This is a genomic window from Janibacter anophelis NBRC 107843 (assembly GCF_001570945.1).
Lineage (GTDB): Bacteria > Actinomycetota > Actinomycetes > Actinomycetales > Dermatophilaceae > Janibacter > Janibacter anophelis.
In genome coordinates, this window is the sequence record NZ_BCSQ01000035.1 from 1 (window position 1) to 14,372 (window position 14,372).

Annotated in this window: 13 protein-coding genes and 2 tRNA genes; 9 read left to right on the forward strand and 6 right to left on the reverse strand. The window is 71.5% G+C overall.

What is annotated here, in order from left to right:
* Window positions 1–41: 41 nt before the first annotated feature.
* Window positions 42–965, reverse strand: a complete 924-nt coding sequence (locus JAN01S_RS10350) for a mechanosensitive ion channel family protein (RefSeq protein WP_068317634.1) — start codon at window positions 963–965, stop codon at window positions 42–44.
* A complete protein-coding gene (gene pepN, locus JAN01S_RS10355) occupies window positions 962–3,520 on the reverse strand; it encodes an aminopeptidase N (RefSeq protein WP_068317637.1) in 2,559 nt (852 codons plus the stop codon). The genes JAN01S_RS10350 and pepN overlap by 4 nt, the downstream gene beginning before the upstream one ends.
* 74 nt (window positions 3,521–3,594) lie before the next feature.
* Between pepN and JAN01S_RS10360 the strand changes: the two genes are divergently transcribed.
* From JAN01S_RS10360 to trmB, 4 genes are all read left to right on the forward strand, one after another.
* Complete coding sequence (locus JAN01S_RS10360) at window positions 3,595–4,200, forward strand: mycothiol-dependent nitroreductase Rv2466c family protein (protein WP_068317641.1); 606 nt, start codon at window positions 3,595–3,597, stop codon at window positions 4,198–4,200.
* A gap of 11 nt (window positions 4,201–4,211) precedes the next feature.
* Complete coding sequence (locus JAN01S_RS10365) at window positions 4,212–4,679, forward strand: ribose-5-phosphate isomerase (protein ID WP_068317646.1); 468 nt, start codon at window positions 4,212–4,214, stop codon at window positions 4,677–4,679.
* 151 nt (window positions 4,680–4,830) lie between these two features.
* Window positions 4,831–5,916, forward strand: a complete 1,086-nt coding sequence (locus tag JAN01S_RS10370) for a PP2C family protein-serine/threonine phosphatase (protein WP_068317648.1) — start codon at window positions 4,831–4,833, stop codon at window positions 5,914–5,916.
* Window positions 5,917–5,936: 20 nt separating this feature from the next.
* Window positions 5,937–6,656, forward strand: a complete 720-nt coding sequence (gene trmB, locus JAN01S_RS10375; protein WP_084360168.1) for a tRNA (guanosine(46)-N7)-methyltransferase TrmB — start codon at window positions 5,937–5,939, stop codon at window positions 6,654–6,656.
* 36 nt (window positions 6,657–6,692) lie between these two features.
* Here the strand turns inward: trmB and JAN01S_RS10380 are convergent, their stop codons facing one another.
* Both JAN01S_RS10380 and JAN01S_RS10385 read right to left on the reverse strand, forming a co-directional pair.
* On the reverse strand, window positions 6,693–7,268 hold the full coding sequence (locus tag JAN01S_RS10380) for an AMIN-like domain-containing (lipo)protein (protein WP_068317652.1): 576 nt from the start codon (window positions 7,266–7,268) through the stop codon (window positions 6,693–6,695).
* Between the two features lie 126 nt (window positions 7,269–7,394).
* Window positions 7,395–7,465 (reverse strand) — tRNA-Gly (locus JAN01S_RS10385).
* An 87-nt stretch (window positions 7,466–7,552) separates the two neighbouring features.
* Between JAN01S_RS10385 and JAN01S_RS10390 the strand changes: the two genes are divergently transcribed.
* A tRNA-Pro gene (locus JAN01S_RS10390) sits at window positions 7,553–7,626 on the forward strand.
* A gap of 40 nt (window positions 7,627–7,666) precedes the next feature.
* A complete protein-coding gene (locus tag JAN01S_RS10395; protein ID WP_169797212.1) occupies window positions 7,667–9,493 on the forward strand; it encodes a cation:proton antiporter in 1,827 nt (608 codons plus the stop codon).
* 9 nt (window positions 9,494–9,502) lie between these two features.
* On the opposite strand, the gene JAN01S_RS10400 is transcribed toward JAN01S_RS10395, so the two are convergent.
* Together JAN01S_RS10400 and JAN01S_RS10405 are read right to left on the reverse strand one after the other, a co-directional pair.
* Window positions 9,503–10,318: a dienelactone hydrolase family protein gene (locus JAN01S_RS10400; protein ID WP_068317654.1), complete on the reverse strand. Its 816-nt coding sequence runs from the start codon at window positions 10,316–10,318 to the stop codon at window positions 9,503–9,505.
* Window positions 10,319–10,323: 5 nt separating this feature from the next.
* The gene (locus JAN01S_RS10405; RefSeq protein WP_157075700.1) at window positions 10,324–10,821 is read right to left on the reverse strand and encodes a hypothetical protein; all 498 of its coding nucleotides are present in this window, start codon (window positions 10,819–10,821) and stop codon (window positions 10,324–10,326) included.
* A 118-nt stretch (window positions 10,822–10,939) separates the two neighbouring features.
* Here JAN01S_RS10405 and tig point away from each other — a divergent pair, with 118 nt between their 5' ends.
* From tig to JAN01S_RS10420, 3 genes are all read left to right on the forward strand, one after another.
* On the forward strand, window positions 10,940–12,322 hold the full coding sequence (gene tig, locus JAN01S_RS10410) for a trigger factor (protein ID WP_068317659.1): 1,383 nt from the start codon (window positions 10,940–10,942) through the stop codon (window positions 12,320–12,322).
* A 95-nt stretch (window positions 12,323–12,417) separates the two neighbouring features.
* Window positions 12,418–13,584: an MFS transporter gene (locus tag JAN01S_RS10415; protein WP_068317665.1), complete on the forward strand. Its 1,167-nt coding sequence runs from the start codon at window positions 12,418–12,420 to the stop codon at window positions 13,582–13,584.
* 64 nt (window positions 13,585–13,648) lie between these two features.
* The gene (locus JAN01S_RS10420; protein WP_068317668.1) at window positions 13,649–14,365 is read left to right on the forward strand and encodes a PaaI family thioesterase; all 717 of its coding nucleotides are present in this window, start codon (window positions 13,649–13,651) and stop codon (window positions 14,363–14,365) included.
* Window positions 14,366–14,372: the final 7 nt, after the last annotated feature.

A 14,372-nucleotide genomic window follows, 5' to 3' on the forward strand; every position in this document is an offset into this window, starting at 1 on the left:
CTAGCGCCCCGGTAGGTCAGGATGGTCGCAGCGCGCGCGCCTCAGATCTGGTGCTGCCCGTTGCCGCCGAGGGGGAGCGGGGGACCGGCGATGCCCTCGCGGTCGAAGGCCTCCTTGACCCGACGACGGATCTCGCGCTGGATGCCCCAGTTCTCATTGGGGGTGGACGTGGCGAAGACCCGCACCGTCACCGTGCCGGCCGTGATCGTCTCCACGCCGAGCACGGACGGGGTCTCGCGCAGGACCTCGCCCCAGTGCTCATCGTCCTTCATCCGGGAGACGGCATCGGTGATGATCCCGATGACCCGGTCGACGTCCTCCTGGTAGGAGAAGGGCAGGTCGACCATGACCGTCGACCAGCCCTGGCTGCGGTTGCCGATCCGGATGATCTCGCCGTTGCGCACGTACCAGACCACCCCGTCGAGGTCGCGCAGCCGCGTCACCCGCAGCGTGATCTCCTCGACTGTGCCGACGGCCTCACCGGTGTCGATGAAGTCGCCGACCCCGTACTGGTCCTCGAGGATCATGAAGATGCCCGAGAGGTAGTCCCGCACGAGCGCCTGCGCACCGAAACCGAGGGCCACACCACCGACACCGGCGGACGCGAGCAGCGGGGCCAGCGGGATGCCGAGCAGCGCCATCACCGTCAGCGCGGTCACCGTCGCGATGGCGATGGTCGCGATGCTGCGCAGGAGCGACCCCATCGTCAGGGTGCGCTGCCGGTACCGCTCGCTCGCGACCAGCGCCGGCTTGCCCTGGGCACGCTTGTGGTCGCGCTTCTCCCGGGACGCCTCGCTGCGCGCGATCGACGCCTCGACGGCCTTGGTGATGGCCCGGTGGGCCAGCCACCGCGCGACCACCGCCACGACGAGCGTGACGACGATCTTCAGCGGCGCACCGAGGAGCCAGTCGAGAGTCGACTCCCACGTGAGGTCGAGGGCGAGCAACTGGGACATGTCGATCATCCGACCGAGTCTGCGTCACGCTCCTGAGCGGCAACTGCACGCACGACCGCGTCCCGGCTCTCGGCGACGGTGCGCCGCAGGCCCGCCGGGGCCTCCGGGTGCTCGTCGAGCCATGCCTGGGTGGCGGCGAGCAGCTCCTGACCGGCGAGCGCCATCGGGTAGAAGCCGATGACGATGCCCTCCGCGATGGCGTGCGTCCGCGCGGCCCACACCTCCTCGAGCATCCCGTGGTACCGCTCGACGAAGGGGGTGAGCAGCGCCGGGTCGTTGGTCCGGCCGAAGCCGAGCCCGTGCGCGTCGACGACCGAGTTGGGGGTGTCCGTCGCGACGACACCGGCCTGCCACGCGGCCTCCTTGGCCTCGGGCGTCGGGATGCTCGCGGCGGCACGCGCCGCCCGCTCGCGACCGGTGGCCGTGTTGTCCCCCTTCGCCTCCTGCGCGATGGCGTCGGCGTCGGCCTCGCCGGCAGCCGCGAGCCCGGTGAGCAGCGTCCAGCGCATGTCGGTGTCGACGGCCAGCCCCTCGAGCGACGCGCTGCCGTCGAGCAGCCCGGCGACGAAGGACGTGTCGTCGCCCGGGGCGAGCAGCCCGCAGTGCCCGGTGACGAGCTGCAGCTGGGCGTCGCTGCCGGGGGCCGCGCGGCGCGCCAGGTCGGCGAGGTGCGCGACGACCTGACGACGTGCCTCCTCGCGGTGCGCAGGGGCGCTGTACGTCATGACCGCGGTCGTCACCTGGCCGATGAGGGCCCGCAGCAGCACCGAGTCCGACAGCCCATCGAGGACAGGCAGGACGAGCTCGACGTAGGCGCGCGCAGCCATCTCGCCGTCGCGCGTCATGTCCCACGCAGAGGCCAAGGCCAGCGACGCCGGCAGCGACTCGGCGAAAGCCGTCGGGTGGGCGAGCAGCGTTGCGAGGGAACGCTCGTCGAGACGCAGCTTGGCGTAGGTGAGGTCGTCGTCGTTGAGCAGCAGCAGGTCGGGCTGGCGCTGGCCGACGAGCTGCGGAAGGGGGGTCCGCTCGCCCTCGACGTCGACCTCGATGCGCTCACGACGCTGCAGCGTGCCGTCGACGAGGTCGTACAGGCCCACAGCGAGACGGTGCGGCCGCACCGTCTCGAAGCCCTCGGCGAAGGTCTGCTCGATCACGGCGTCGACGTAGTTGCCGCGGTCGTCGACCTCGACGAGCGGACGCAGGGTGTTGACGCCCGCGGTCTCGAGCCACAGCTTCGACCACGCGCGCAGGTCGCGGCCCGACGTCGCCTCGAGCTCGTCGAGCAGGTCGTCGAGCGTCGTGTTGCCCCAGGCGTGCTGGGCGAAGTACGCCCGCAGGCCGTCGCGGAAGGGCTCACGACCGACATAGGCGACGAGCTGCTTGAGGACGGACGCCCCCTTCGCGTACGTGATCCCGTCGAAGTTGACCTCCACGTCGTCGAGGTCGCGGATCGGGGCGACGATCGGGTGCGTGGAGCTCAGCTGGTCCTGGCGGTAGGCCCAGGCCTTCTCGTGGGTGCAGAAGGTCGTCCACGCGTCGGTCCACTCGGTGGCCTCGGCCTGGCAGGTGGTGGAGGCCCACTCGGCGAAGGACTCGTTGAGCCACAGGTCGTTCCACCACTTCATCGTCACGAGGTTGCCGAACCACATGTGGGCCAGCTCGTGCAGCACGGTGAGGGCGCGACGCTCGACGAGGGCGTCCGGCACCTTGGAGCGGAAGACGTACATCTCGTGGAAGGTCACGCAGCCCGCGTTCTCCATCGCGCCCATGTTGTACTCCGGCGTGAAGACCTGGTCGTACTTGGTGAACGGGTAGGCGCGGTCGAACTCCTCCTCGAAGAAGGCGAACCCCGCCTTGGTCAGCGCGAAGAGGTTGTCGGCGTCGAGGTACTGCGTGAGCGACTTGCGGCAGAAGATGCCCAGGGGCACCTCCTTGTCCCGCGAGGTGAGCGAGTCGCGCACGACGTCGTAGGGGCCGGCGACGAGCGCGGTGATGTAGCTGCTCATCCGCTCCGTCGGCGCGAACGCCCATGTCGCCACCCCGTCCCGGCCGTCGACCGGCGTCGGCTCCGGGGTGGGGGAGTTGCCGATGACCTGCCAGTGCGCGGGCGCGGTGACGGTCAGGGTGAAGCTCGCCTTGAGGTCGGGCTGCTCGAAGACCGGGTACATGCGGCGGCTGTCGGGCACCTCGAACTGCGTGTACAGGTAGACCTCGCCGTCGACCGGGTCGACGAAGCGGTGCAGCCCCTCGCCGGTGTTCATGTACCGACCCGTCGCGCGGATCGTCACCGTGTTGTCCTCGGCGAGGCCGTCGAGCTGGACCCGGTGGTCGGCGAAGATCGCGGCGGCGTCGAGCTCGGTGCCGTTGAGGACGACCGACTCCACGGACTCCCCGATGAAGTCGACGAAGGTGGCGGCGCCCCCCTTCGCCGTGAAGTGGATGGTGCTCGTCGTGGCGAAGGTCGTGTCCGAGGTCGTCAGGTCGAGGGTGATCTCGTGGCGGTCGACGGTGACGACGGCCGCCCGAGCGGCGGCCTCCTCACGGGTGAGGTTCTTCCCGGGCACGTGCTGCTCCTTCGCATCGGTCGTTTTCGCTCATGCTGTCACAGGGCGTCGTGGGCGTCTGCGACGATGGAGCCATGACGCAGACACCCGTGGAGATGTGGTTCGACCCGCTGTGCCCGTGGGCCTGGATGACCAGCCGTTGGCTCATGGAGGTCGAGCAGGTCAGGGACATCGAGGTCACCTGGTCGCAGATGAGCCTGAGCGTGCTCAACGAGGGGCGTGACCTGCCCGAGGAGTACCGCGAGATGATGGACCGCGGCTGGGCCCCCGTCCGGGTCATCGCCGCCGCGCGCACGGCGCACGGCGACGAGGTCACCAAGCCGCTCTACGACGCGATCGGCACCCGCCTGCACCTGCAGGGCGAAAAGGACTTCCGCGCCGCCACGGCCGCCGCGCTCGCCGAGGTCGGACTGCCCGCCGAGCTCATCGAGGCCGCCGACACCGACGAGCACGACGCCTTCCTGCGCGAGAGCCACGACCGCGCGATCGACCTCGTCGGCGACGACGTGGGCACCCCGGTGATCTCGGTCGAGGGCGTCGCCTTCTTCGGCCCCGTCGTCTCGCCCGCGCCGAAGGGGGAGGCCGCCGGCAAGCTCTTCGACGGCTGTGTCCTCGTGGCCGGCACCGACGGCTTCTTCGAGCTCAAGCGCACCCGCACCCGCGAACCCATCTTCGACTGAGAGGCACTTCCTTGCGCGTCCACATCGGTGGCGACCACGCCGCCTTCGAGCTCCACCAGGAGCTGCTCACCTTCCTCGCCGACGAGGGCCACGAGGTCGTCGACCACGGCCCCTTCGAGTACGACGCCGTCGACGACTACCCGGTCTTCGTCATCCGCGCCGCGCAGGCCGTCGCTGCCGACCCGGGCAGCCGCGGCATCGTCCTCGGCGGCTCCGGCAACGGCGAGCAGATGGCGGCCAACAAGGTCGCGGGCATCCGAGCAGCCCTGTGCTACAACGCAGAGCTCGCCCGGCTGGCCCGTGAGCACAACGACGCGCAGATCATCTCCATGGGTGGGCGGATGCAGCCGGTCGAGGAGTCCAAGGAGATGGTGCGCGTCTTCCTCGAGACCGAGTTCACCGGCGAGGAGCGCCACCAGCGCCGCATCGACATGGTGAGCGCCTTCGAGGCCGACGGGACGGTCCCGCCGCTGCCCTGAGCGGCGTGATCAATACCACCCGGGGAGGGGTCTGCGGGGACTTCGAGGGTCTCGCCTTGGTCACAGACCCTTCCCAGGTGGGCAAGTTCGTGCATATCGTGCGGTCAGCGACACCACGAGGTGACGTGACGACCGACGGGGGAGAGCACGCTTGTCAGCCATCCTGCCCAGCCGGTTCCCCTCGTGGGCCGAGCGACGCTGGCTGCCGCGCACCATGCCCGCACTCGAGGGCGGCGCGCTGCTCGCCGTCGTCATCGTGGCCGTCGCGGCGCTGGCCGGGGCCCACCACCTGTGGCCGACGGCTGTCCCCGTCGTCTCCCTCGTGCCGCCGTGCCTCGTCGTCACGATGCTCTGCCCCATCGGTGAGGTGCGTGTCGTCTTCGGCCTCGTGCTCGCCTACGTCGGCTTCTCCTCGCTGGCGACCGACGAGGGCATCACCCGCAACCTGCCACTGCTCATCTCGCTCGCGCTGATGTACGCGCTCGCGGCATCCCGCTCGCACCACGGGGCGGCGGCCTTCGCCGGCAACCGGATGCTCGGCGACCTGCGCACCCGACTGCTCAAGATGGGCGACATCCCGACCCTGCCGCGGGGGTGGCACGCCGAGCGTTCCTTCGCCACTGCCCACGGCAATGCCTTCGCCGGCGACTTCAACGTCACCTCGCGCAGCCGCTGCGGCAGCACCCTCGAGGTCGTCCTCTCCGATGTCAGCGGCAAGGGGCAGGAGGCCGGCACCCGCGCGCTCGTCCTGGCCGGCGCCCTGGGTGGTGTCATCGGGTCGACCGAGCCCGAGCACGTGCTGCCCATGGCCAACGACTTCCTCGAGCGCGACGGCTGGGACGAGGGCTTCGCCACGGCGGTGCACGTGTGCCTCGACATGACGACGGGGGAGGCCACGGTGGCCTCCGCGGGGCACCCGCCGGCCATGCACTACGACGCCGGCTGCGGGCGGTGGTCGGCGCTCGACGAGGTCCGTGGGCCGGCCCTGGGTCTGACACCCCACGCCGAGTACCCGCAGGTGCGCACGGTGCTCCAGCGCGGCGACGCCCTGCTCATCTACACCGACGGCATCATCGAGTCCCGCGCCCGTGACCTCGACGACGGCATCGACTGGATGCTGGGTGTGGCCGAGGCCCGGGGGGCACACGGCTTCTCCGGCCTGGTCAAGCGCCTGGTCGCCGACGGCCGGGCCGGGGAGGACGACGACCGCGCGGCCGTGCTCATCTGGCGCGACTGAGCGGACGTATCCTGTCGGCCGTGACCCCCTCAGAGCCCCACCCGCACAAACTGCCGATGACCGACACCCCGCTCACCGCGGACGGTCGGCACCGGGCGACGGTGCGCACCTTCACCCCGCGCTGGCGCATGTCACCGCGGGTCGAGGCGCTCATGGAGGAGCTGCTGCCGCGCTACGCGGTGCCGACGGTGCCGCTCGACCCGGTCGCGGTCTTCGGCGCGGACCTGCCGGTGGTCCTCGAGATCGGGTCCGGCTACGGCGAGGCCGCGGTGGCCTACGCCCAGCAGCATCCGCACCACGGCGTCATCGCCGCGGAGGTCCACGTGCCGGGCGTCGCCACGATGATGGACCGTGCGGAGGAGGAGGGCCTCGACAACCTGCGCACCCACCGCGGTGACGCGATCGAGTACCTCTTGGAGTGCGTCGGGCCCGACCAGCTCGAGGCCGTGCACCTGTTCTTCCCCGACCCGTGGCCCAAGGCCCGTCACGCCAAGCGCCGCTTCGTCCAGCAGGACACGCTCGACATGGTCCTGCACCGTCTGCGCCCCGGTGGGCACCTGCTCGTGGCAACCGACCACGCGGCCTACGCCGAGCACGTGCGCGAGCAGCTCGCGGCCCACCCCGACGTCGCGGTCGTCGAGGGCGAGCGACCCGCCTGGCGGCCCAGCGCCGGCTTCGAGGACAAGGGCCGGGCCGCCGGCCGGGAGATCCACGAATTCCGGATCACCCAGCGCGGCTGACCCGGGCCTCGTCGCACCCGCGGCCGGCGGTCAGGGTCACCAACGGTGGGCCACGTCGATGACCAGTCGGGCGTCGTCCCCGGGACCGTCGAGCACGAAGACCCGCATGGGCAGCCGCGCCCGGGTGCCCAGACCGATCGTCGTCTGCCCCTCGAAGCTGCCGGCCCACGCCACTTGGCGGAAGGTCGAGTAGCCCGAGGTGTTGACCAGCTCACGTCGGTTGGCCGGCTCGTACGTCGGGCCGTAGTCCTCGTCGTACGCGGGCGTGCGCACCACGATCTGCACGTCGGCGCCACCCCGGAGCGGGACGACCCTGCCGCTGCCGTCCTCGTGCACGGAGCCGACGTAGCGCACGTCGTAGGAGACCGCACGCCGTGGGCTGTCGATGTCGATGACCAGTCGGTCGTAGCAGCCGTGCCGGCCGGAGCGCACGTCGTCGATGGTGCCCAGGCTGTACCCCGAGCCACTCACCTTCGGCAGTGATCCCCACCGGATGCCGCAGTACGGCGTGGCCGTGGATGCGGGGGTCGCCGCCGGCGCGCTCAGCAGCAGTGCCCCTGCCGCCGCGACCGCACCGAGACCGGCACGTCCCCAGACTCGTCGTGCTCCCATGATCCCGTCCCCTTCGTCCCGGGCTCTCGCCCGCCGGATGGCGTCGTCGTCGACGTCACACCAAGACAGACGCGCGAAGGGAGGAGGAGGTTGCCTCGGCAGGGAAGGCCGAGCGAAGGAATTCGGAGCGGGTGACGGGAATCGAACCCGCGTAGCCAGTTTGGAAGACTGGGGCTCTACCATTGAGCTACACCCGCGTGCTCGCCGATCAGCCGGTGCGGCCGGGCGGTTGAGCAGGGGCTAGCCTAGACCCCGCTCGCGACCCGTACACAATCGGGGCCGCGCGGGGTATGGCGCAGGTTGGTAGCGCGTCCGCTTTGGGAGCGGAAGGTCGTCGGTTCGAATCCGGCTACCCCGACACGTCGAACCGTCCGGTGATCGGCTGGCAGGCTGTGCCCGTGATCTCGGACCTGGACCCGGCCAGCTACCTGGCCCTCGTCACCGCACTGGCGGTGCTGTGCCAGGTGCTCGCGTGGGCGGTCCGCATCCCCTCGATCCTCGTCCTGCTGCTCGTCGGCTTCGGGCTCGGCCAGCTGGTGACCCCCGACGAGGTCCTCGGGCGGGACGTCCTCTTCGGTGGGGTGGGGCTGGCCGTCGGCATCATCCTCTTCGAGGGCAGCCTGTCGCTGCGGCTGCACGACATCCGCGACCTGCGCCGGCCGATCCTGCGACTGTGCTCGGTGACCGTCGCGCTCGCCTGGTTGCTCATCACCCTGACCGGCTGGTTCCTCGGGTTCCCGCTCGAGGTCGCGCTGCTCGTCGGGGCGATCCTCGTCGTGACCGGCCCGACCGTCATCGCACCGATCCTGCGCCAGCTGCGCCCGACCCGCCGGGTCTCGGCGCTGCTGCGTTGGGAGGGCATCGTCGTCGACCCGATCGGGGCGGTGCTGGCGGTCCTCGTCTTTCAGGCCGTGCTCGCCGGGGCCGCGTCCGACCCCTTGGTCGCCGTGCTGCGGACCCTCGCGACGACGATCGTCGTCGCGACCGTCATCGCGCTCGTCCTGGGCTTGGTGCTCGAGGTGGCGATCAAGCGTCGCTGGGTGCCGGACTTCCTCCATGGCGCCGTCTTCCTCGCCGCGGCCGTCGGTGCGCTCGCCCTGTCCAACCTCATCCAGGCCGAGAGCGGGCTGCTCACGGTCACCCTCCTCGGGATCTTCCTCGCCAACCGGCCCAACCTGCACCTCGAGCACGTCACGGAGTTCAAGGAGCACCTGCAGGTGCTGCTCGTCGGCATGCTCTTCGTCATCCTCGCCGGCCGCGTCACCCCGGATCAGGTCGTCGACATCGCCCCGACCGCAGGGCTGTTCGTCCTCGCGCTCGTCCTCGTCGTGCGGCCGGTGAGCGTCGCGCTCGGACTGCTCCGGTCGGGCGTGACGACGCAGGAGCGACGGCTGCTCACCTTCATGGCGCCGCGCGGCATCGTCGCGGCCGCGGTGACGAGCGTCTTCGCCCTCGAGCTGTCCCACGCCGCCGAGGGCGTCGCCGACCCGGAGCACGCCGCCGAGCTCGAGCTGCTCGCCCACGAGGCCGAGCGGATGGTGCCCCTCGTCTTCATCGTCATCGTCGCGACCGTGGCCGTGTACGGGCTCGGTGTCGGCCGCCTCGCCGAGCGGCTCGGGCTCGCCTCGACATCGCCGCAGGGCGTGGTCTTCGCCGGGGCCCCGGAGTGGGCCGTCCGGGTCGCGGCGGTCCTCGACGAGCTCGGTGTTCCCGTGCTGCTCATCTCCGACGACCGGGCGGAGATCTCCCGTGCCCGGATGGCCGGCGTGCGGGTGGAGCGGGCCAACATCCTCAGCGACTACGCCGTGCGCGACCTCGACCTGGCGGGGATGAAGACGCTCGTCGCCGTCACCGATGGTGACGAGCGCAATGCCACGGCCGCCCGCGAGTTCGCCCACGTCCTCGGCCGCGCGCACACCTTCCAGCTGCAGCCGGCCCCGGTGGAGGGCTTGGGCAGCGACCGCACGCTGACCGCCTCACACCTGACGGCACGCACCCCCTTCGCCCCGGCGCCGACCCACGAGGAGCTCGACGAGCGCGCCGGCCGGATGCAGGTGAAGCGGACCTCCCTGACCGAGCAGTTCACCCACGAGGACTTCGTGCAGATGCATGGGGGAGCGGCGATCGCGCTCTTCACCGTGCGCGGTGACCGGGTCGAGGTCGTGACCGACAAGACGCAGGTCGACGGGGACCTGACCCTCGTCTCACTGGTGCCCGAGGACTGACCTCGGCCCTCAGGCCAGCAGCCGCTCGCGGAAGAGGTCCAGGACGCGGTCCAGGGCAGCCCGGGTCGGCGTCCCCTCCCGGTCGACGAGGTGCTCGGTGAGCACCGAGTGCGGGGGACCGATCCCGTCCGGGTTGGCCGCGTCGTCGTCGAGCTCGATGGCGACGAAGGCGTCGCCCAGCCGACGACGCAGCGTCTCGAAGCGCGCGCCGGGCGAGACGCGGTCCCCGCGGAACCGCGTCCCGACGACCTGCAGGCCGGCGCCGCACCGCTGCTCGACCACCGCCAGGTCCTCGTCGGAGATGTCGGTGACCTCCGCCCTTCGCCGTCCGAGGGGAAGGGGGAGGGAGGGCTGCGAGAGGACCGGCGCCACGACGACCTCGTCCGTCGCCATCGCGAGGGCGAAGCCTCCGGTGAGGCACATGCCGACGGCACCGACGCCCGGGCCACCGCACCGTTCGTGCTCGTGCCGGGCCAGGGCCCGCAGCCACGGGATGACCGGCGAGGTGCGGCCCACGGCGAAGAGGGTGAACTCGCGGCTGACGCAGATCTGCCCGGCCACGCGCGCCCCGTGGGTGACCATGCCGAGCCGGCCGTGGGCGTCGGGGTGGACGTCCCGCCCGGAGGTGCCGAAGAGCTCCGGCAGGACCACAGTGCAGCCCAGGTCCCGGACCCTCCGCGCGAAGCGCGCCACCTCGGGGGTGATGCCCGGGAACTCGGCGATGACGATGACGGCGGGTCCGCTGCCCGAGCGCACCACGGTGTGGTCGACGCCGTCGGCGTGGAAGCCCTCGCGCGTGAAGTCCTCGAGCGGGTCGTCGGCCATGCCGGTCAGCCGCCCACGGCGGACGCCAGGCCGGAACGGCCGCCCTCGCGGTCGAGGCTGCGCTCGAGCTTCGTCGCGATCCGGCGCGAGGGCCACACGTGCCACACCATCGACATCAGGGCCCAGAAACCGGAGACGATGTAGACCCATGCCGTGCCCTCGACGAAGGCCCAGGCCAGCGCGAGGATCGCCGGGGCCTCCGTGATCGCGAAGCGCAGGATCATCGTCTGCTGCATCGCCACGAGCCCCTCGTCGAGCGCGCGCGACGGCTCCGCACCGGGCGCGATCGCCGGGGTCCGGTAGCCGATCATCTCCGCGACGCCGAAGGCGAGCAGGTTGAGCAGGAAGAGGACGCCGGCGACGACGGGGGAGGGGTAGTCCTCCAGGCCGAGGACGAGGACGAGGACGACCGCGAAGACCGGCAGCGCGCTGATGACGGCGAAGGCGAGGACCCGTTGGGCCTGGAGTCGGGACTGGACGGAGGTCGGCGGCGCGGTGCTCATCAGGCCAACGTAGCCGCGCATTCGGCCGTGGGGCGGTCAGCGGATAGAGTGGCCCCTCGTGTCGCGATATCACGGGACACGCCCCCCTTCGTCGTCCAGATCGTGTGGAGTGCCTGCAGTGAAGAGTGCCGTCGAGAACCTCAGCCCGACCCGGGTCAAGCTGACCGTCGAGGTCCCGAGCGAGGAGCTCCAGCCGCACGTCGACGCGGCCCTGAAGTCCATCGGGAGCCAGATCCAGGTCCCCGGGTTCCGCCAGGGCAAGGTGCCCGCTCGCATCATCGAGCAGCGCGTCGGCAAGGGTGCCGTCATCCAGGAGGCCGTCAACGAGGCGCTCCCCGAGTTCTTCGGCAAGGCCGTCGACGAGACCGGCGTCAGCCCGATCGGTCAGCCCGAGGTCGACATCACCGAGGTGCCGATGGCCGACGGTGAGGAGCTGAAGTTCACCGTCGAGGTCGACGTGCGCCCCGAGATCACCCTGCCCGACTACGACGGCATCGAGATCCAGGTCGACAACCTCGAGGTCACCGACGCCGACGTCGAGGCCAAGCTCACCGAGCTGCGCGAGCGCTTCGGCACCCTCGTCGGTGTCGACCGCGCGGTCGAGTCCGGCGACTTCGTCTCCATCGACCTCAAGGCCGACCTCGACGGCGAGCCCGTCGATGCGGTCGAGGGCGTCTCCTACGAGGTCGGCTCCGGCAACATGCTCGAGGGCCTCGACGACGCGCTCGTCGGCATGTCCCAGGGCGAGACCAAGGACTTCCAGGCCCCGCTCGCCGGTGGCGACCAGGCCGGTCAGACCGCCGACTGCACCGTGACCGTCCAGTCGGTCAAGGTCCGCGAGCTGCCCGAGGTCGACGACGACTTCGCCCAGATGGCCAGCGAGTTCGACACCGCCGACGAGCTGCGTGCGGACCTGGCCAAGCAGGCCGAGCAGGCCAAGAAGTTCGAGCAGGGCATCCAGGCCCGCGACAAGGTCCTCGACCACCTGCTCGACAACACCGAGATCCCGCTGCCCGAGAGCATCATCGAGGCCGAGATCCACCAGCACCTCGAGCAGGAGGGGCGCCTCGAGGACGACGAGCACCGCGCGGAGGTCGACGAGTCGACCCGCAAGACGCTCACGACCCAGTTCCTCCTCGACTCCCTCGCGGAGGCCGAGCAGGTCGAGGTCGGCCAGAACGAGCTCATCGAGTACCTCGTCATGCAGTCGCAGCAGTACGGCATGGACCCCAACCAGTTCGCCCAGCTGCTCGACCAGCAGGGTCAGGTCCAGGGCATGATCGCCGAGGTCGCCCGCCGCAAGGCGCTCGCCGCCGCGCTCGACAAGGCCAAGATCGTCGACGCCGACGGCAACGCGATCGACCTCGACGACATCGTCCCCGAGTCCGAGCGTCCCGGTGACGTCGAGGAGCTCGACGACGACGCGGTCGAGACCACCGAGTCCGAGGCCGAGACCACCGAGGCTCCCGAGGCGGAGACCGTCGAGGCCGACAAGGCCTGACCCGCACCACCCCGACGAAGGGGGGATCGTCACCGCGCGGTGACGATCCCCCCTTCGCGTCGTCCCAGAGCACCGACCACACCCGAGGAGGCCACGTGCAGCACGCGACCACCGCCCGCACCGCCGTGCTGGCGACCTTCGCCGTCAGCGGGTTCGCCTTCGCCTCGTGGGTCTCGCGCATCCCCGCGCTCCGCGAGCAGCTCGAGCTGACCCCTGGGTCGCTGGGGCGCACCCTGCTCGTCGGCGCGCTCGGCTCGGTGGTCTCGCTGCCCTTCGCCGGACGGGTGATCACCGCGGTCGGCGCGACCCGCACGGTGATGCTCGGGGTGGTCGTCGCGGCGCTGGGGTTGCTCGGCCTCGGTCTGGCCGTCGACGTCGCCGCGGACGTGACCGCCACGGCCGTCGCGATCTTCGTCATCGCGGTCGGCATCTCGCTGTGGGACGTCGCGATGAACCACGAGGGTGCCGCCGTCGAGCAGGCCCTCGGCCGCACGATCATGCCCGTCTTCCACGCCCTCTTCTCCGGCGGCACGGTGCTGGGGGCGCTCGTCGCCGCCGGTCTGGTCCGGCTCGACGTCCCCGTGCTCGCCCACCTCGCGGGGGCCGCGGCGCTGGCCCTCGTCCTCGGGCTGTGGGCGCCGCGCGGATTCCTGCCCCGCGCGCAGGAGGTCTCCGACGGGGCAGCCGTGGCTGAGCCGCACGGCAGCGCCTGGCTCGAGCCGCGCACCCTCGTCATCGGGCTCGTCGTGCTCGTCGCGGCGCTGACGGAGGGCACGGCCAACGACTGGATCGCCCTGGCCGTCACCGAGGGCCACGACCAGCCCGAGGAGATCGGGGTGCTGGCCTTCGCGACCTTCCTCGCCGCCATGACGGCCGGTCGGCTGCTCGGGGTGCGGCTGCTCGACCGCTACGGCCGGGTGCCGGTGCTGCGGGTGCTCTTCGCCCTCGCGGTCGCCGGCTCGCTGCTCGTCGTCCTCGGCACCACGGCGATGGCCTTCGTCGGGGTCGTGCTGTGGGGGATCGGCGCCAGCCTCGGATTCCCGACCGGGATGAGCGCCGCCGCCGACGACCCCGCCCGCGCCGCAGCGCGCCTGTCGGTCGTCTCGACGATCGGCTACCTCGCCTTCATCGTCGGCCCGCCGCTGCTCGGGATGATCGGTGACCGCACGGGCGTGCTGCGCTCGCTGCTCGTCGTCGGGCTGCTCGCCCTGCCGGCGCTGCTCGCCGTCCCCGCGGTCCGGGAACCGGCACGCCGGACCTGAACCCGCATTACCCTAGGCGGATGCGCGTTGAACGAGTGTTCAGCGAAGATCTCGAGGAGGACGCATGACCGACGGAGCCTTCATCTCCCCCTTCGTCGTCGAGGACCCCGAGGCCCTGGCGGCGACGGAGCGCGCCCAGCGGACGCTGACCGAGAGCATCCGGACGCTCACCGACGCCTGCCTGCGCACCCGGGTCACCGACGACGAGCTCGTCGCGGTCGCCGAGCAGGTCGACGTCCTCACCCGACGCCTGCTCGCCACGGCCCAGGACGAGCCCCTCGGGCTCGAGACCGACAGCGACGGCCGCCTGCGCGACCACGGCAACGCCATGCTCGGCATGCGCAACCCCCACGCCCCGCCGTTGCGGCTCACGATGGACGACGAAGGGGGCGCCAACGCCACCTTCACCCTCGGCGCCGCGTACGAGGGCCCTCCCGGGTGCGTCCACGGCGGCATCGTCGCGGCCGTCCTCGACCAGGTCCTCGGGGCCGTGCCCGCGCGACTGGGCCTGCCGGGCATGACCGCGACGCTCGACACCACCTACCGCCGTCCGACGCCGCTCGGCCAGGAGCTGACCTGCCGCGGCTGGGTCGTGGAGCGTGACGGGTGGAAGGTGCGCGCCGCCGGCGAGATCCGTGACGGCAAGGACCGGGTGACGGCCGAGGCGCAGGCGCTCTTCGTCGTGCCGCGCTGGGCGAGGGAGCACCTGGCCTCCACGCCCACCGGCGACGCGGCGGGCCTGGCCGGTGACGGGGGAGCGCAGGTCGAGCCGACGTCGTAGCGTTGGG

Bases quoted from the DNA above. Each gene is read 5' to 3' on its own strand.
- JAN01S_RS10400 (WP_068317654.1), bottom strand. From the start codon at position 10,318: ATGGCCGACGACCCGCTCGAGGACTTCACGCGCGAGGGCTTCCACGCC.
- JAN01S_RS10380 (WP_068317652.1), bottom strand. From the start codon at position 7,268: ATGGGAGCACGACGAGTCTGGGGACGTGCCGGTCTCGGTGCGGTCGCG.
- JAN01S_RS10405 (WP_157075700.1), bottom strand. From the start codon at position 10,821: ATGAGCACCGCGCCGCCGACCTCCGTCCAGTCCCGACTCCAGGCCCAA.
- JAN01S_RS10350 (WP_068317634.1), bottom strand. From the start codon at position 965: ATGATCGACATGTCCCAGTTGCTCGCCCTCGACCTCACGTGGGAGTCG.
- JAN01S_RS10360 (WP_068317641.1), top strand. From the start codon at position 3,595: ATGACGCAGACACCCGTGGAGATGTGGTTCGACCCGCTGTGCCCGTGG.
- JAN01S_RS10420 (WP_068317668.1), top strand. From the start codon at position 13,649: ATGACCGACGGAGCCTTCATCTCCCCCTTCGTCGTCGAGGACCCCGAG.